Source organism: Dysgonomonas gadei ATCC BAA-286 (genome assembly GCF_000213555.1).
In the GTDB taxonomy this organism is placed as follows: domain Bacteria; phylum Bacteroidota; class Bacteroidia; order Bacteroidales; family Dysgonomonadaceae; genus Dysgonomonas; species Dysgonomonas gadei.
The window spans coordinates 25,904-43,875 of the sequence record NZ_GL891984.1 but is presented as its reverse complement, the minus strand read 5'-3'; the positions used below and the strand labels follow the sequence as shown (position 1 = coordinate 43,875).

Here is a 17,972-nt window from a genome sequence, read left to right as displayed (position 1 = left end):
CTGTAGTTAATGCTAAAAATTAAACGACTATATACATTCGTCATCCAAACATTCCTACCTGTCTTTGCTATGACATTTGTGATATGTTTGTTCATTGTACTGATGCAATTCTTGTGGCGTTATGTCGAAGACCTTGTTGGTAAAGGGCTCGACATTTCGGTCTTAGCCGAACTCTTTCTATATGCCGCCTTCCAGCTAATACCAATGGCGCTGCCTTTGTCTCTGCTATTGGCTTCGCTTATGGCTTTCGGTAATCTGGGCGAGCGGCTCGAATTACTTTCCATCAAAGCATCCGGAGTCTCGCTACTTAAAGCGATGAAGCCTCTGATAATACTTGTCGCATTCATTTCCATTGGCGCATTCTTTTTTCAGAATGAGGCCATGCCTCGTATTCAGGTTAAATTAAGGGCGTTGTTATGGTCAATCAAGCAGAAATCGCCCGAACTGGATATCCCTGAAGGCTCTTTTTATAGCGACATTCCAAACTATAACCTGTATGTGAAGAAAAAAAATCGCGAAACCAAGATGTTGCACGAAGTGATGATATACGATACATCCAAAGGTTTCGACAACATGGCTGTTATAGTTTGCGATTCGGCTCTGATGAGAGGTTCGGAAGACAAAACCTTTCTTTTATTAAACCTGTACCACGGGCAGCAGTTCGCTAATTTCCGGCAAGCCGATGTTAATAGCACAAGTAGTAGAAACAATAATCAATTTGCGCCTTATAGCCGGGAGAATTTCAAGGAAAAAGAAGTTATTATTCCGTTCAATACAGGATTTGACCGCATGGATGAATCCAATCTGGAAGGAACACAGATATCCAAAAATATCGTTCAGCTCTCCCACTCCATCGACTCTATGAGTGCGCGACTGGATAGTGTAAATATCAGGGACCGGAAAATAATCGGCCAACACACATATTTCTCATACCGGAATACTGAAGCCTACCAAAACAGACTTAAAGAAGCCGATTCGCTCAAAGTAGAGAAACCTAAAGCCCTACAAAAAAAGGAACAACCGGCAAAAATTGATTTCGATTCCTTACTGAATTCATACAGCAGAGACGAAATGGCGCAACATTTAATGTCTGCTGCCAGCGAAGCCGAGAATAGCCGTTACAACATGCTGGAGTCTACCCAAAAAGCAGGACTTCAAAAAAACATCAGGTTTCACGAAGTAGAAAGGCATCGCAAATTCACCCTATCTTTTGCCTGTCTTATCTTCTTCTTCATAGGCGCTCCTTTGGGCGCGATTATACGCAAAGGTGGATTAGGGATGCCTGTAGTTGTGTCTGTCGCGTTATTTATAGTCTACTATATTATAGACAACATTGGCTATAAAATGGCTCGCGACGGCGTCTGGGAAGCGTGGCAGGGTATGTGGCTCAGTTCATTCGCATTATTCCCGTTAGGCGTATTCCTCACTTATAAAGCGATGAATGATTCCGCCTTATTCAATCCTGAAGCATATGGTAAATTTATACGGAAGATCTTCTTTATAAAGACTCCTCCAAAGATCAGCGATGAAAGGCGCAATATTATTGTCAAGAAAATACCTGATGTATCGGAGCTCGATCTTCAACCCGAAATCCTTAATGGTCTACGCGCTATGGATACCGACAAACTACGGGATTTGATACAGAATTATAAGAAATATAATTACGAAAAGGATATGCAGCTGGCCGCCCTGAGTATCCTGAAAGAAAGAGGAGCTGAAATAGGCGGGATCATAGATAAACAAGACGCACAATATATGGATAATGCCGAATTCCTGTATGACTATAGTTCTAAATGGACTATGGCAGGTTATATCTTATGCATCTTCCTCCTGATAACCAATCTGACAGGGTTTTCATGGATCATCGACGTTTCGTATCTATTCTTGTTTATACGGTCGATGTTTTACTATTTTGCTTTTTACACCAATATTAAGAAGCGGTCTAAACTATACCATTTCTTTATTGTAATATTCTCATTTATGTTCTATCCTCTCCTATATTTCTATGTTACCAGACAGATAGGCAAGGATAAAAAAGAAGTTGAAATCATTTCATACTCTTAAGTTTTTAAGGAAAGATATATAATATGGAAAAAATAAAACTGGATACAGTAGAAGAAGCCATAGAAGAAATAAGGAATGGCAACTTCGTTATTGTTGTCGATGATGAAGACCGCGAAAATGAAGGAGACCTCATCATTGCCGCGGAAGCCATCACTCCGGAAAAGGTAAATTTTATGGAAACACATGCCAGAGGCCTTATTTGTGCACCCATTACAGCAGAACGTTGTGAAGAACTTGATTTACCAATGATGGTTACTCACAACACTGCAACTCATGCCACACCTTTTACAGTATCTATAGATTTACTCAAGAATGGTGTAACCACCGGAATATCAGCCTACGACAGGGCGCAAACAATACTTGCACTGACCCGTAAAGACACCAAGCCTGAAGATTTTGGGCGTCCCGGACATATTTTCCCTCTACGTGCCAAAGACAAAGGTGTACTTAGCCGCATCGGGCATACAGAAGCAGCCGTAGACCTTGCCCGCCTTGCCGGATTATACCCCGCAGGAGTTCTGATAGAGATAAAGAAAGAAGACGGAGAAATGGCGCGCCTACCCGAATTACGCGAAATGGCCGATAAATATAATCTGAAATTAATTTCGGTAGCCGATCTTATAAAATACAGACTGGAAAGAGAATCACTGATCGAAAAAGGGGCGGAAGTGAATATGCCTACCGAATACGGGCATTTTCATCTGATTCCTTTCAAACAAAAATCGACTGGACTGGAACATGTAGCACTTATAAAAGGAACATGGGAGAAAGATGAACCTATCCTTGTCCGTGTACACTCATCATGCGTTACAGGCGACATATTCGGCTCTAAGCGTTGCGAGTGTGGCGAACAGCTGCACAAGTCAATGGAGATGATCCAGAAAGAAGGAAAAGGTGTAATCGTATATCTTAATCAGGAAGGACGCGGAATCGGGCTAATGGCAAAGATGGAAGCCTACAAACTTCAGGAAGAAGGATACGATACAGTAGATGCAAACCTTCATCTTGGTTACCGTGCCGACGAACGCGACTATGGCGTAGGAGCAGCCATCCTAAGAGAATTAGGTGTCAGTAAGATGCGATTATTAACCAATAACCCTGTCAAGCGAAAGGGATTAGAATCTTTCGGACTGACTGTAGTAGGCAATGTGCCTATCGAAGTTACACCTAACAAATATAACGAGTTCTATATGCATACAAAAAAAGAGCGTATGGGGCACGATTTACATAATGTAGATTAATCAAGAAAAGGTCAATAACCTAAATATAATAAACAACTATGTCACAAGTATCAGCACGTATAGCAAGTCTTGCAGTATCGGAGACTTTGGCTATGTCTCAGAAAAGCAATGAGCTAAAAGCTCAGGGCATCAATGTCATCAACCTGAGTGTAGGGGAACCCGATTTCTTCACCCCCGCCCATGTAAAAGAAGCTGCAAAAAAAGCTATCGACGATAACTTTTCTTTCTATACACCCGTGCCCGGCTATCTGTCGCTCCGGCAGGCAATATGCAAAAAGCTGGAAACAGAAAACGGACTTAGCTATAAGCCTGAGCAGATTGTTTGTTCTAATGGAGCAAAGCAGGATGTTTGCAATGTGGTACTTTGTGTTGTCAATCCGGGTGACGAAGTAATTATCCCTGCTCCATGCTGGGTTAGTTATGTAGAAATGGTGAAACTGGCTGAGGGGAAAAGTGTGGTAATCCGCACAGGCATCGAACAGGATTTTAAGATGACTCCCGCGCAACTGGAAGCAGCTATTACGCCAAAGACAAGGGCTATTATATTATGTTCGCCTTCGAATCCTACAGGCAGTATCTACTCTAAAGCCGAACTGGAGGCAATAGCAAATGTATTGGCCAAGCATCCGAACATCATCATCATTGCGGACGAGATATACGAGCATATCAACTATCTGGGAAAACATGAGAGCATTGCCCAGTTCGATAATATTAAAGACCGTGTGGCCATTATCAACGGAGTATCCAAAGCATATGCCATGACAGGCTGGCGTCTGGGATGGGTAGCCGCACCTCAGTGGCTCGCTTCGGCCTGTAACAAGTTGCAGGGGCAATATACTTCAGGGGCTTCATCTATTGCTCAGAAGGCTGCTGAAGCGGCTTATCTGGGAGAGCAGCAATGTGTGGAAGATATGCGACTGGCATTCCAACGCCGTCGCGACCTGATTGTGAAGCTGGCGTCTGAGATAGAAGGATTTAAGGTGAATAAGCCGGAAGGGGCTTTCTATCTGTTTCCGGAATGCAGTTATTATATAGGTAAGTCGTACAATGGACGGCAGATAAATACATCGGCAGACCTCGCAATGTTCCTGCTCGAAGAAGGCCATGTGGCTTGTGTGGGCGGGCTTGCATTCGAAGCACCTGACTATATCCGTTTTTCATATGCTACTTCTGACGAGAATATTGTAGAGGCTATGAGACGGGTGAAAGAGACGTTGGGGAAATTGAAGTAAACATAACATCTACAGATAAAGAACAAAGGTTGGTTCCTTATTGGAAGCCAGCCTTTAATACTTAATCAGGGCAAACGCATCAAATTGTTCAACTTCTATCGAAGGCCCGTAGGGGCGTATTGCATACGCCCGCATAGCAAAATATCACAATTGGGCGTATGCAATACGCCCCTACATGAGGCTGAAAACAACTTTAGGAATTTTGATGCGTTTGCCCTAATACTTAATGCGAATCAGTAGTTATATAAGATTCGTTATTCAGAAATAACTCATATAATACACAAAAGCCACATTTTTTATAAAGTAATGTGGCAATGTGAATACAAAAATGTTAAAAAACAAAAAGATTGTAACCTTTTTATTTTTTTTGCGACATATAAGTATAAAAGTTCTGGCTCGAGCGCTAACACTTTATAATAAAATCTATATTTGTGTGTTCATAATTTTCATATCTAACAGTTAATAAGCGTGATAAGAATTAATAACTTGAACAAGACCTACTATAACGGCGCTCCTTTGCACGTTTTGAAGGGGATCAATCTGGAAGTTGAGAAAGGAGAGCTGGTTTCCATCATGGGAGCTTCCGGTTCGGGTAAATCCACTCTATTGAATATTCTCGGTATACTCGACAATTACGATACGGGTCAGTATTATCTCGACAATGTTTTGATAAATAAACCGAGCGAGACATATGCAGCCGAATTGAGAAACAAGAAGATAGGTTTTATTTTCCAGTCTTTCAACCTTATTTCATTCAAAAATGCAATGGAAAATGTCGCATTGCCCCTCTATTATCAGGGGATGAACCGTAAGAAACGGAATAAGCTGGCAATGGAATACCTAGACAAAATGGGACTGGCAAGTCATGCCGACCATTTGCCCAACGAATTATCGGGAGGACAGAAGCAGCGTGTTGCCATAGCGCGTGCACTCATAGCACAGCCTCAGGTAATACTGGCCGACGAACCGACCGGTGCATTAGATAGTACAACGTCAAGAGACGTAATGCAATTGTTGAGAGAGATAAATACGAATGACGGCATCACAATGCTTATTGTTACACACGAACAGGCTGTAGCCAATGCGACCGACCGCGTAATACATATAAAAGACGGTATAATAGGTTCGATTGAGATAAACGAGAATCCTGTAATAGAGATGTAAGGCTGCAGGCCCTTTATTATCCGGTAAGTAAAACAATAGGAATGAGTAAGAACTATTGAAATATATATAAAATCTGCCCATTCCTTAAATAACACCTTTTTCTATGTTTGATTTTGACTCGCTACGGGAAATACTCTCAACCATCAGTAAAAATAAGCTGCGCACTGCGCTTACAGGCTTTGCTGTGGCTTGGGGAATATTTATGCTGATAGTCCTGCTAGGGACCGGAAATGGCCTGAAAAACGGAGTAACTTCAAACTTTTCCCGTAGAGCCCAGAATTCAGTCACCTTATGGCCGGGATGGACCTCGATGCCGTATAAAGGATTTCCCACCAACAGAGAGATCAAATTTGACGGACGGGATTATGATCTGATAAAAAATAAGATTCCGGAAGTACAATATGTTTCCGCACGGATAAGTAAGACCGTCAACCTGTCTTATCTGCAGGAATATGGTTCATGGTCGCTCGACGGGGTTTCCCAGGATGCAGCATATATAAATAATATTAAGATAAGAAGTGGGGAAGGTCGTTTTCTGAACAAAATTGATGTGGATAATCGCAGAAAAGTAATAGTTATCAATCAGGAAATAAAAAAGATATTATTTAAAGATCAGGACCCTTTAGGAAAATATGTGATCGCTGATAACAATATGGCATATCAGGTGATCGGGATTTATGATGATGAAAATGAATTCCGTAACAGCCCTCCGGCGTACATTCCTTTCACAACTGCTCAGATGCTCTATAGTAAAGGCTTTGGATTCCGGCAAATCGATTTCACCATAGTCGGGTTAAATACATTGAAACAGAATCAGGATTTCACAGAAAGATTGCGTCAAAAACTCGGAAAACTGCACGAGTTCGATCCCGCCGATAGATCTGCCCTCTACATCCGTAATACCGCTGAAGACATGATTGAAGCAAACATGATTTTTTCAGGTATCAATATATTTTTATGGATAATAGGCGGGGCTTCGCTCATGGCAGGAATAGTAGGCGTAGGCAATATAATGTTGATAACAGTAAAAGAACGTACCAGGGAAATAGGGATACGAAAAGCAATAGGTGCAAAATCAGGCTCGATATTGAGATTGATCATATTTGAATCCATTCTTATAACTACCATCGCCGGCTATATAGGAATGATGGGGGGAATAGCCATAAATGAATTCGGGCTGATGACCGATCTGATATTTAGCATGCCTACCGACGGACCTCCGATATTCAAAGATCCTTCGGTCGATTTATCAACTATCTTTAAAGCAACTATCGTCATGATAATAGCGGGTGTCGTATCGGGATTTATGCCTGCGCTGAAAGCGACAAAGATAAGTCCGATAGAAGCTATGCGGGCAGAATAAAAAATAAAATTAGCGCAATATGTTTGATTTAGATAACTGGCAGGAGATATGGATTACCATCAAGCGAAACAAGCTTCGGAGCTTTCTTACAGGCTTTGGAGTATTTTGGGGGCTTTTCATGCTTATTCTGCTCATCGGACTGGGAGGTTCCTTGCAAGGAGGAATATATAAAAACTTCGAGGCTTTTGCCTCCAATTCCTGCTTCTTCTGGACACAACGTACAAGTGAACCTTATGATGGGTTCCGGAAAGGCCGTCAGTGGACGATGAAGACAAAAGATGTGCAAGCAATAAGAGATAAAGCCAAATCGGTAGAATATGTATCTCCGGTACTGTTTATTGGCGGCGGTGACAAAAATGTAGTTAACGGGAATAAATCGGGAAGCTATGGCGTCAGAGGCATATATACTGAACACTTTAAGATAGAAGGCCAGCACGTTCTGCAAGGACGCCTGTTTAATGAGATAGATATAGATAAGAGCCGCAAAGTCTGTATTATTGGCCGGGAGGTTTACGAAACATTATTTGCCAAAAGCGAAGACCCTATAGGAAAGTATATCAGAGTAAATGGGATTTACTTTCAAGTGATAGGAGTCATCCGGCCAAAATCGAAAATATCCATTGGAGGAGATGTGGAATCGTCTGTATTCTTACCATTCTCCACCACCCAGAGAGCTTTCAATCAGGGACAGGATATTTATTTCATGGCATGCACCGCCAAGCCCGGCTATCCGGCATCAGTCGTAGAACAAGAGGTAAAAAGCATCTTAAAGGCCGCACACAGCATATCCCCCTCGGACGAAAAGGCAATAGGCAGTTTCAATATAGAGAAAGAGTTCCAGATATTCAACAACCTGTTCAGCGGAATTGATATATTGATTTGGTTTGTTGGAATAGGAGCCCTTATGTCCGGTATCATAGGGATAAGTAATATCATGCTGGTCACCGTACGGGAACGTACCCGGGAAATCGGCGTGCGCAGGGCGATAGGAGCCAAACCGCTTTCCGTTATGTTGCAAATAATGAGTGAGAGTTTCGTATTGACAGCAATCGCTGGATTTTCGGGATTTTTCTTTGGTGTGCTTATTTTAAGTATGATAAGTCAGGGAATGAGTAGTATGAATAACGAAGATATGATTTTCTTACCTCCGTTAGTTTCCTTTGGTACAGCAATGGCTGCCATGGGAATACTCATCGCATCGGGAATTTTTGCAGGCCTCATGCCTGCCATGCGGGCACTCAGTGTGAAAGCGATAGATGCTATCAGGGACGAATAAATTTATCTATATATAAATAGCCGGCTCATTGCCGTAAACATACAAGCCTCTGTAGAGTCAGAGACGGTAAAATAAAAAATGTGACACATCAAAAAGTATGATAAAGTTGTAACCTTTGTTACCTTTTAACAAGTAGTAAGTATAAAGGAGTTCTAATTGTTGACTGCTAACTGTTTACTGTTAACTGTAAATAGTGTAACCTTTGTTACTTTTTGGATGATGATTAATAATATAACAGAAAAAAAATTGTAAACTATATATTATATGAAAAAGGTTCTCAGAATAGCACTGTTTGTGATTATAGGATTAGTGGTCCTTGGCACATTCTTTTTCCTTTGGAAAAAATCGCAGCCTAAAGAAGTCAGATACGAAATCACTACCGTTGAAGAAGGAAATGTGGAAAATACTTCAGTAGCAACAGGTAAAGTATCGCCCCGTGATGAAATTTTAATCAAGCCGCAGATATCCGGTATTATATCGGAGGTTCTTAAAGAAGCAGGTGACTTTGTAAAACAGGGAGATATTATTGCCACCGTAAAGGTTATACCCGAAGTTGCCCAGTTGAACTCTGCCGAATCACGTGTAAATGTAGCACAGATTAACCTTACACAGGTAAGAGCTGAACATGAACGACAAAAAGACCTGTTTTCGAAGGGAGTGATAGCCAAAGAAGAAATGGACAAATCGGATGCCGATTACAAAAAGGCTATCGAGGAACTGGAAAATTCGAAAGACAATCTGGATATCGTAAAAACCGGTATATCTAAAAAAACGGCACAATATAGCAACACACAAATCCGTTCTACCATCACAGGTATGATATTGGATGTACCGGTAAAAGCCGGTAACTCGGTGATACAGGCCAACACATTCAACGACGGTACCACTATCGCCACTGTAGCAAACATGAATGATATGATATTCATCGGAAAGATAGACGAAACTGAAGTAGGCCGCGTACATACAGGTATGCCGATCAAATTGTCGGTAGGGGCTATTGAAGGTAAAAAATTTGATGCAATATTAGAGTATATCGCACCTAAAGGAGTAGAGGAAAACGGAGCCATCCTGTTTGAAATAAAGGCTGCCGCCCGCATCCCCGATACAGTGATGGTGAGAGCCGGATATAGCGCCAACGCCGAGATCGTATTGGCTAAAGTGGAAAAGGTATTGACCATACCCGAAAGTACAATCACATTCAGCAACGACTCATCTTTCGTTTATATACTGACAGACACTACCAACCACAAGCAGGTATTTGACAAAAAGCTGGTAAAAGTAGGATTGTCGGACGGAATAAAAGTAGAAGTAAAAGAGGGACTCAGCAAAGGCCAGAAAGTCAGAGGCAATGAAGTTTCGGACAAGCCAAAAGAAGCTCCTAAAAATTAACAGACGCATATGAAAAAATATATAATATCGTGCAGTTTATTACTTGTTTGTCTATGTTCTCAGGCTCAGAACAAATGGACACTAAGACAATGTGTCGATTATGCCGTCGAGAATAATATAGAACTGAAACAGCAATCGCTGGATGTAAAAAACTCGGAAATAAACCTGAGCACCAGTAAAAACAGCCGTCTGCCCGACCTGAATGCCAGTATGGGACAAAGTTTCAACTTCGGGCGGTCTACTTTGGGTACAAACGTCTCCGAAGCAGTAAACTCATCCCGTTCGTCATTCAGTGTATCGACCTCTGTCCCTATATTCACTGGTTTCAGGATTCCTAACCAGATAAAGGCCGATGAACTGACTTTACAGGCAGCAATGGAGGGTTTGAAAAAAGCTCAGGAGAACCTGGAATTACAGGTGGTATCCTTATACCTCGATGTATTGTTCAAAAAAGAAATACTCAAGGCGTATCAGGAACAGGCAGGATTGAGCAAACAGCAGGTAGAGCGCACCAGTATGCTGGTCGAATCAGGCAAAGTACCGACATCGCAATTGTATGATATAAAAGCCCAGCTGGCAAAAGATGAATCGAACGTGACAATGGCCGACAATGACCTGGCTCTGTCGCTCCTGAATTTGTCTCAGGCCCTGAACCTTGCATCGAACGACGCTTTCGATATTGAAGAGCCGAAAGTTGACAATATAGTAGATAATAATCTGGGGAGCGTACTTCCGCCGAATCAGGTCTATCAGATGGCTCTGGGTATTAAACCTCATATAAAGGAAGCTGAATATAAACTTGAGAGCAGCAAGAAGACTTTGAAAGTGGCTCAGGCTGGTTATTGGCCTACTCTTGGATTCAGCGCAGGTTATAGCACTTCATACCAGAGTGTATCGGGACAAGACAATGTAAGTTTTAGTAAACAGATCAGAGATTTCGGCTCCGAATATTTGAGTTTTAGCTTAAGTATTCCTATCTTTAACCGTTTCGAAACAAGAAACAGAGTACGAAGTGCACGCCTAAGCATCGAGAACCAGAATTTAGCGCTTGACAATGTGAAACTTGCATTATATAAAGAGATTCAGCAAGCATACCAGAGTGCAGTTTCGTCCCAGGCCAAGTATAATTCGGCAAGTAAGGCTTATGAAGCCGCTGACGAATCGTTCAAATATGCCCGTGAACGTTACGACATTGGTAAATCGACTGTATTTGAATTTAACGAAGCCCAAACAAAATTACTGACCAGCAAATCGGAACGTATACAAGCGAAATACGATTTCATATTCAGAGCAAAGATTCTGGATTTCTATCAAGGTAAAGAAATCGATATAGAATAAAGATATAGTAGTTTAGTGAAGCGCCTTCCATAATGATTAAAGCCCTGTGATATATAAAATCACAGGGCTTTTTTTTGCATTGATATGAATGCTCAAACAGACAAAGGATCACATCTGGCAGAAAGCTTAAGCCTGTTCTACCCCCTCTACAGATTTTCTACAGGTTCTTCATTTAGCTTTGCATCTGTAATTATAATATAAGCTATACACAAACCATTATTAATAAAAGACAACATTATGAAACAGTATTTCAATCTTGCAGCTAGCTTAATCACAGGGCTACTTCTTCTGATTACACCAGCTTGCAGCTCTGACCGAGACGATATAATAGATTATAATATTGTAGATGTACAGGAAGGTCCGTCTAAGAATGATGTCTTAAACATTCCTACCGATGCGGCTTATTTGGGAGATTCGATCAGATATACACGGACATATGCACTAAGCACTCACCCGATAAAAAAGGTATCCGCTTCTACTACTCAAAATGGACATATAGCTGTATTCGGTGGTTATAAAGAACAAACAGCCATATATATTTATGCAAAGGCAGACAACGAAAGTATAGACTTAACCGATGAACAGATAAAAACAATATTGGAAAAGTACTATAATATAGAGTCATATGCCAACGATACTGAAATAGTAGCCAATGTTTCTGAAAAGAGTGACGTAATACAAGGTACAGACTACCGTAAGCTAAGGGTCTCTATCAAGATTTTCACACCTGAAAGCGTATCCACAGCTCTAAGTATAGCCAAAGGTAGTATCATGGTGAAAAACATAAGTGGAAACAATCATACTGCTAAGTCCATATCCGGATCAATCAAATATATTGATTCGTCGGGTAGGAACTTTACAGTAGAATCCGAATCCGGATATATAGGAATGATTAATACGAGTGCTTCGGAATCCATGAATACAAAACTATCCAAGGGGAATATTCAACTGGTATTACCGAAAGATACTAAAGCCACTTTAGACTTGCAGTCCTCTACAAATATCAATGCATATATACTCAATAGTTCTAATTTCAAAGGAACGACTTCGAAGACGAAAGTACAAGGTAAACTGAATGGAGGAGGTTTTCAGATAAACTCAGCATCAGGCATGGGCGTTATAGTTTTCCGGTGGTACGAGAACAATGAGAAATACTAAATTATTATAGATCAAACCAAACTTTTATAGTCTTTACAAAACCACAATAATAGCAGGGTACCGTCTGTATAGGGTACTCTGCTTTATACAAAATAAATAAAGATTGTTATGAGAATATATTTGGTACTGTCCATATTATTATTGAGCTGTGCTACAAAGGTTAATACTTTCCCTTCTTTGCAATACAGAAATAATATACCTGAAAAGGTGCAGGTATTTCTGGACAGGCATTTCAGTAAATACGAGATAGATAAACTAAAGTATGATGCAAAAGACGGAGAGTGTAAGGTAAAATACAAAAATGGTATTAAGGTACAGTTTGACGGGAACGGCGACTGGGAAGAAATAGAAAGTGACTATACCCCCCTACCCAAAAGCATTATAGATATATTACCTAAGCCTGCAATTGCCTATATAGCGAAAAACTACCCACAGAAAGCTATTGTAAAGGTGAAACATAAATCGTACGGCTATAGGGTAAAATTAGCAGATGCGGCCGAATTGAATTTCAATCAGACAGGTAATTTAATCAAGGTATCTCACTAAAAGGAATCTTCCAGACCTTACTATATACGCAAAAAGGGAAAGCATCGATAAAGAAGACTTTCCCTTTTTTATGTATAAAGTATAAGATTATCCGAAGAGCTTTTCCGGATAAATTCTCTCATCTACTAATTCCTGTATGCGTAGGGCTACTTCAGGACGATCGGTGGCGTATGTAATACCAAACCAGACCGATGGTGTATTTATCAGTTTCACTCTTACTTCTTTCTTCTCTACCAAATCGTTAACCACCGTAGGAATCAGAAATTCAGCCTTGAGGTTGTTCTGGTTTTCTTTCAGGAAGTTTTCAAAACTTTTTTCCGACAAGTCGAAATAGTCGGGTGTGAACCCCCACATATTCATCGATACAGGAGTTGTATCGGTCAGTTTTTTCCATGTACCATCTTCGTCTTTGTAGCAGGGAACACCATCGATACGTTCTATCTGCGTCCGTTCTACGACTTTGGTCAGATAATTTTCATCGTCGAGCTGACATACACCACGCGCCACTGTTCCGCTTTCGGAAAGGGTATTACCTAACAGATAGCCTATCATACAATAGCTACGGGTCTTATCGCCCATAGTCTTGAGCATGCCTGCTAAAATCTGAAAACTGGAACGACCATAGAAATCATCAGCGTTGATAATGCCAAAAGGTTCATTGATAACATCTTTCCCCATCAGCAAGGCATGGTTTGTACCCCACGGTTTTTCTCTATCGGGATTCGGTACAAAACCTGCTGGAATATAGTCTAATTCCTGAAAAACGACCTCTACAGATATTTTGTCCTCATATTTAGAAATCACTTTTTCTCTGAATTCTTTCTCAAAAGAGTGTCTGATAACAAATACTATTTTGCCAAAACCTGCCTGTATAGCATCATACACAGAGTAATCCATGATGGTCTCCCCATGAGGGCCAAGTCCGTCAAGCTGTTTGAGGCCTCCGTAGCGGCTACCCATTCCGGCCGCCAAAATAAACAATGTAGGTTTCATCTTTTCCTTTATTTGAATGTTATATTTGGATTTTGTTTTTCTGTCGGATTACAGTAATCCGGAATTGTCCTCACAAAAAGAGGTAACCACAAATATAGCTAAAATTTATCAAAGCCGCCATATTATTTATCATCTCCGAATATACTTCCGTATCGGTGATATTCGTAAGCAATGCTTTGCTCCTTCAGATAATGAAGCATTTCGAGACGTCCTTCCATAAGGGGTTTGTTATTTGCGATATGTTTGCCAAGTTTTGCTGCTTTCAGATATATATCATCGGATGCAGCCGGAGAACAAATGCGGATACGTTCATAGTTCTCTATCTCTTCCACAAACCTGTCTTCGTCCTGCATTTTGATAACGATCCCCAATAAAGTCAAAGCTGCTTTCTCTATAGCCTGCAATTTACTGTCCGAACCGGAAATACTTACAGTAACAGGAGTCTTAGCTATTGTTGCAGCCAAAAGGATCAGCAAAATATCACACAGGTCATCATCTTCCTGAACACGCACGCCTATACTCTTCAACGGCAGGTAGCGGAATATATTTTCTTCGCCATAGATATGGTTTACATCTCTTTCTAAAGAGAACTCCGTACCCCAAGCGTTCTTATAGCTTTCCGCGGCATAGTTCAAGCGGTTTTTATCTTTATCGGTATCTACCAGATCGCTCAACTGAGATTTAACAGAGGTTACAGGAACTTCATTTTCAGCAAATTCCACAAAGCAGGACACATAATTAGGCCCTCCGGCTTTGATCCCTCCGCCAAATGCAGAACGTTTCATTCCGCCAAACGGTTGACGATTGACGATTGCGCCTGTAATCCCCCTGTTTATATACAGGTTACCGGCCTCGATACTGTTCTTCCACAGCAATTGCTCTTCTTCATCCAGACTTTGTAATCCTGCCGTAAGCCCATATTCAGACGAATTGGCAAATTCGATACCCTGCTCCAAATCATCTATACAGACAACAGACAAAAGTGGGGCGAACAACTCGTTTCTGAATGTAAAGCTCGTCGGCTTCACCCCCCATTTTACAGTAGGTTTGAGCATATACTTCTTTTCATCGAGGAATTCCGGTGCCACAAGCCACGATTCTCCTTCTTCAAGGTTTTCTATTGCATGCAAGAGTTTATCGTTGTCGTTGGTTATCATCGGCCCCACCATATTCATTGTGTCCCAAACACTACCAGTACGCATACTGGTCACCGCATCCCTCAACTTCGATTTGAAATTTTCATCATTGTATGTCTTCTTATCAAGCAATAAGAGCGAACATGCCGAACATTTTTGCCCTGCATTGCTAAATGCTGAAGACACAACATTTAATATCGCATGATCCTGATCGCCGTTGCCTGTAAGTATGATAGCATTCTTCCCCCCTGTTTCAGCTGAAAGCGGTGTCTTCGGACTGTTTTCCAATAAGCGGAATGCGGTATCCGTCCCACCTGTAAGTATTACATGCTTGATAGATGGATGTGCTGTGAGATAGTTCAATGATGAACGGTCGGCGCTGCATACCACCTGCAATGTCTCTTTTGGCACACCTGCGTCCCAGAAACATTTAGCAAATTCCCAAGCGACAGGCAAAGCGACAGTCGCAGGTTTCAGTATCACCGTATTACCCCCTGCCAGTGCAGCAGCTACTCCCCCGACAGGGATAGCCAGAGGGAAATTCCAAGGCGGGATAACAAGGATTATACCTTTTGGTGTATTTTCTACTGTTTTCAGTTCATCGAAATGCTTCATTGTGATGGGATAGAAGCGACAGAAATCGATAGCTTCCGACACCTCCACATCTCCTTCCATAAAGGTCTTGCCAGTAATAGCAGACATACAGCCTATAAGGTCGCCACGTTTGGCGCTCAGGTTATCGGCTACCTGATGGAGTATCTCGTTGCGTTTGTTTATATCTGTCTTTCTCCACTGCGGCTTATCTTCTTCGGCAATAGCGATTATTTCCTTTATCTGTTCCAATGAGGAAAGGTTGGCTTCACAGAAGCAGACCTCATCATTTCGGCTGCGATCGTAATATTTTTTCTTATGTGCGGTTATCACTTCCCTATCTCCTATTTGCACAGGCACAATAAAATTCTTGTCATTTACCAGCGTTCCCCATTTGCGAAGCGATTCCAAAGCCCATTCACGATTTTCATGCAAGTCGAGATCGGTATCGGGCTCATTATGGAATACATTGATATCTTTTACGGGAACGGGCTTTTCTTTCCGGTTTTGTGAACGGAAAGATTTAGGTTGCACACTGTCTTTCTGGTTATACGCTTCTGCAAACTGGTTAGCAAGAAAGTTCCATTGCGGGCTATCCAGTTTCAGATTGAAGGAATAGCTAAGGAAATTATCCTTTCCTGTATTTTCATCCAACCGGCGCACCAGATAAGACACAGCATTAAGGAAATGTTCCTTTTTCACAACCGGTGTATATAGTATGATCTGTTTTCCGAAATTGCGCATCACACGCGGCAGGTTGTTTGCCATACCTTCCAGCATTTCGAAAGTCACATATTCGGATGTTCCATATTTTTCGCTCAGCAAATAAGCGTAGGCAATACTGAAAAAGTTGTGGGAAGCTACGCCCACATGCATCGCTTCTGCATTTTCGGGCTGTAAAGCAATATCGAGAATATGCATATAATTCGCATCCACATCTACTTTGGTAGGTAATACAGGGTTTGTCCATCCTTTCAATGATGAAATAATGCTTTCCATTTGCAGGTTCGCACCTTTCACCAGACGCATTTTTAGCGGAGCGCCTCCTTCGGCATAACGTTTCCTGGCAAACTTCAACAAACGTTCCTGAAACAGCCCCGCATCGGGAAGATAGGCCTGTACAACAATACCCGCATTGTAATTTTTGAACTGCGGCATGCTCAATACTTCTTCGAATACATCAAGGGTAAGCTCGGTATCTTTATATTCTTCCATATCCAGATTTACAAACTTCGGTTTGGTAACCCCGTCCTGATCTGTATACGGATAATCTATTGCCTGCTGATATATTGTGGCTACCAGTTTACAGAGTTCTTTTTTATTCTGTTCGTAGCTTAACGGATGTATCTGCGCATAAATACCTGACAGCTTAATGGAAATATAATTGATATCCGGTTCTTTCAGTGCTTCCAGATAATGCAGGTAGCGGTGATTGGCTTCCCCATCTCCAAGTACAACTTCGCCCAGCAGATTCACATTCTGCCCTATCTTACTTTTCCATCTTCCCGACAGGTGACCGGTAAGAGCGGGGCGTTCTTCCGAAATGATTATCTTGTCAGTTTCTTTACGCAATCTTTCTTTAAACAGGGGAATAGAAATACCATCGAACAGATATCCTATGCTTGTAAACAGCCTTAGCTGAAAACGGTCGAACGGACTAAAAAAATCAGGCACACCGTATTCCTCAATCAAGAGCTTCATCCGCTTTGCCAGCTTCTTATTGTCTCTTACCTGAGAAGATTCGTCCAACATTTTGGACAACAATGTTTTATTGGCAGGTGTTTGAATAAGCGAAGCATATTTCTTCTGCTCTTTTACTTCCTGTGGAGTTAACTCTTTTTCTGCTTTGTCGAGAAATTGTTTTGCCCATTCGAGGACTTCTGTAGATGTGATTTTTTCCATTAGCGCATTAAGTATTAACTGTATTATTTTTTTGTTCTAAGTTAAAATAAAAGTGTGAGAATAAAGATGATTTGAGACAAAAAAATAACAGGAATTGTCATGCTTGCGCGAAAGAATTAACAAATAATGCAAATTTATCTTTAGCCAATTATCAGCAGGGTATAGCAACTACCATATTTTGCCCTACACCTCCGCTTTACGGATTGGGTATCCCGCCTGCGGGACGAGGCCGGAATCGCGATGCGACGATAAGACAAAATCTCTTCAGGCTTAGCCATTGTACATCCGCTAACTCGTAACTTACAACTGCCCATAGGGCGTAGTAACTTGTAACTAAAAATTGAACTATTTGATATATAAATAACACTAATTACCGTAAAAGAAAAGATTTTAATTTGTTTATTGAAAACTAATTTTTTACATTTGTTGCAGCAAAACAGAACGTATAATTCTATTTTAATGAGTTTTTCTTTCCTAAAATACACATCTACCTGTTCTCATTTTCCTTCTGAATATTTGGAAGTTAGCTCTATTTTATTAGAGAGAGAGAGAGAGAGAGAGAGAGAGAGAGAGAGAGAA

At 41.2% G+C, this 17,972-nt stretch carries 13 protein-coding genes; 11 read left to right on the top strand and 2 right to left on the bottom strand.

Annotated features, from left to right (window positions below):
* Nucleotides 1-9 precede the first annotated feature (9 nt).
* From HMPREF9455_RS11765 to HMPREF9455_RS11720, 10 genes are all read left to right on the top strand, one after another.
* Entirely contained in the window at nt 10-2,064 is a 2,055-nt protein-coding gene (locus HMPREF9455_RS11765) for an LptF/LptG family permease (protein ID WP_006799922.1), read from the top strand.
* Nucleotides 2,065-2,087: 23 nt separating this feature from the next.
* Nucleotides 2,088-3,305 (top strand): bifunctional 3,4-dihydroxy-2-butanone-4-phosphate synthase/GTP cyclohydrolase II, encoded by a 1,218-nt coding sequence (locus HMPREF9455_RS11760; protein ID WP_006799921.1) that lies wholly within the window; start codon nt 2,088-2,090, stop codon nt 3,303-3,305.
* A 38-nt stretch (nt 3,306-3,343) separates the two neighbouring features.
* Complete coding sequence (locus tag HMPREF9455_RS11755; RefSeq protein WP_006799920.1) at nt 3,344-4,537, top strand: pyridoxal phosphate-dependent aminotransferase; 1,194 nt, start codon at nt 3,344-3,346, stop codon at nt 4,535-4,537.
* Nucleotides 4,538-5,005: 468 nt separating this feature from the next.
* Nucleotides 5,006-5,701, top strand: coding sequence for an ABC transporter ATP-binding protein (locus tag HMPREF9455_RS11750; protein WP_006799919.1), 696 nt, complete (start codon nt 5,006-5,008; stop codon nt 5,699-5,701).
* A 103-nt stretch (nt 5,702-5,804) separates the two neighbouring features.
* A complete protein-coding gene (locus HMPREF9455_RS11745) occupies nt 5,805-7,064 on the top strand; it encodes an ABC transporter permease (RefSeq protein WP_006799918.1) in 1,260 nt (419 codons plus the stop codon).
* Nucleotides 7,065-7,083: 19 nt separating this feature from the next.
* A complete protein-coding gene (locus HMPREF9455_RS11740) occupies nt 7,084-8,340 on the top strand; it encodes an ABC transporter permease (RefSeq protein ID WP_006799917.1) in 1,257 nt (418 codons plus the stop codon).
* Between the two features lie 264 nt (nt 8,341-8,604).
* Nucleotides 8,605-9,729 (top strand): efflux RND transporter periplasmic adaptor subunit, encoded by a 1,125-nt coding sequence (locus HMPREF9455_RS11735; RefSeq protein WP_006799916.1) that lies wholly within the window; start codon nt 8,605-8,607, stop codon nt 9,727-9,729.
* Nucleotides 9,730-9,738: 9 nt separating this feature from the next.
* The gene (locus tag HMPREF9455_RS11730) at nt 9,739-11,067 is read left to right on the top strand and encodes a TolC family protein (protein WP_006799915.1); all 1,329 of its coding nucleotides are present in this window, start codon (nt 9,739-9,741) and stop codon (nt 11,065-11,067) included.
* A gap of 237 nt (nt 11,068-11,304) precedes the next feature.
* Nucleotides 11,305-12,225 (top strand): DUF4097 family beta strand repeat-containing protein, encoded by a 921-nt coding sequence (locus HMPREF9455_RS11725; RefSeq protein WP_006799914.1) that lies wholly within the window; start codon nt 11,305-11,307, stop codon nt 12,223-12,225.
* Between the two features lie 108 nt (nt 12,226-12,333).
* A complete protein-coding gene (locus HMPREF9455_RS11720; protein ID WP_006799913.1) occupies nt 12,334-12,771 on the top strand; it encodes a PepSY-like domain-containing protein in 438 nt (145 codons plus the stop codon).
* Between the two features lie 87 nt (nt 12,772-12,858).
* Here the strand turns inward: HMPREF9455_RS11720 and HMPREF9455_RS11715 are convergent, their stop codons facing one another.
* Nucleotides 12,859-13,764, bottom strand: a complete 906-nt coding sequence (locus HMPREF9455_RS11715) for a glycosyltransferase family protein (protein ID WP_006799912.1) — start codon at nt 13,762-13,764, stop codon at nt 12,859-12,861.
* A 122-nt stretch (nt 13,765-13,886) separates the two neighbouring features.
* Nucleotides 13,887-17,393: a proline dehydrogenase family protein gene (locus HMPREF9455_RS11710; protein WP_006799911.1), complete on the bottom strand. Its 3,507-nt coding sequence runs from the start codon at nt 17,391-17,393 to the stop codon at nt 13,887-13,889.
* Between the two features lie 71 nt (nt 17,394-17,464).
* Between HMPREF9455_RS11710 and HMPREF9455_RS21380 the strand changes: the two genes are divergently transcribed.
* A complete protein-coding gene (locus HMPREF9455_RS21380; RefSeq protein WP_148401893.1) occupies nt 17,465-17,692 on the top strand; it encodes a hypothetical protein in 228 nt (75 codons plus the stop codon).
* Nucleotides 17,693-17,972: the final 280 nt, after the last annotated feature.

Excerpts from the sequence above, each read along its gene's own strand:
- HMPREF9455_RS11720 (WP_006799913.1), top strand. The coding sequence starts at position 12,334 with ATGAGAATATATTTGGTACTGTCCATATTATTATTGAGCTGTGCTACA.
- HMPREF9455_RS11730 (WP_006799915.1), top strand. The coding sequence starts at position 9,739 with ATGAAAAAATATATAATATCGTGCAGTTTATTACTTGTTTGTCTATGT.
- HMPREF9455_RS11735 (WP_006799916.1), top strand. The coding sequence starts at position 8,605 with ATGAAAAAGGTTCTCAGAATAGCACTGTTTGTGATTATAGGATTAGTG.
- HMPREF9455_RS11715 (WP_006799912.1), bottom strand. The coding sequence starts at position 13,764 with ATGAAACCTACATTGTTTATTTTGGCGGCCGGAATGGGTAGCCGCTAC.
- HMPREF9455_RS11765 (WP_006799922.1), top strand. The coding sequence starts at position 10 with ATGCTAAAAATTAAACGACTATATACATTCGTCATCCAAACATTCCTA.
- HMPREF9455_RS11740 (WP_006799917.1), top strand. The coding sequence starts at position 7,084 with ATGTTTGATTTAGATAACTGGCAGGAGATATGGATTACCATCAAGCGA.
- HMPREF9455_RS11710 (WP_006799911.1), bottom strand. The coding sequence starts at position 17,393 with ATGGAAAAAATCACATCTACAGAAGTCCTCGAATGGGCAAAACAATTT.
- HMPREF9455_RS11755 (WP_006799920.1), top strand. The coding sequence starts at position 3,344 with ATGTCACAAGTATCAGCACGTATAGCAAGTCTTGCAGTATCGGAGACT.
- HMPREF9455_RS11745 (WP_006799918.1), top strand. The coding sequence starts at position 5,805 with ATGTTTGATTTTGACTCGCTACGGGAAATACTCTCAACCATCAGTAAA.
- HMPREF9455_RS11725 (WP_006799914.1), top strand. The coding sequence starts at position 11,305 with ATGAAACAGTATTTCAATCTTGCAGCTAGCTTAATCACAGGGCTACTT.
- HMPREF9455_RS11760 (WP_006799921.1), top strand. The coding sequence starts at position 2,088 with ATGGAAAAAATAAAACTGGATACAGTAGAAGAAGCCATAGAAGAAATA.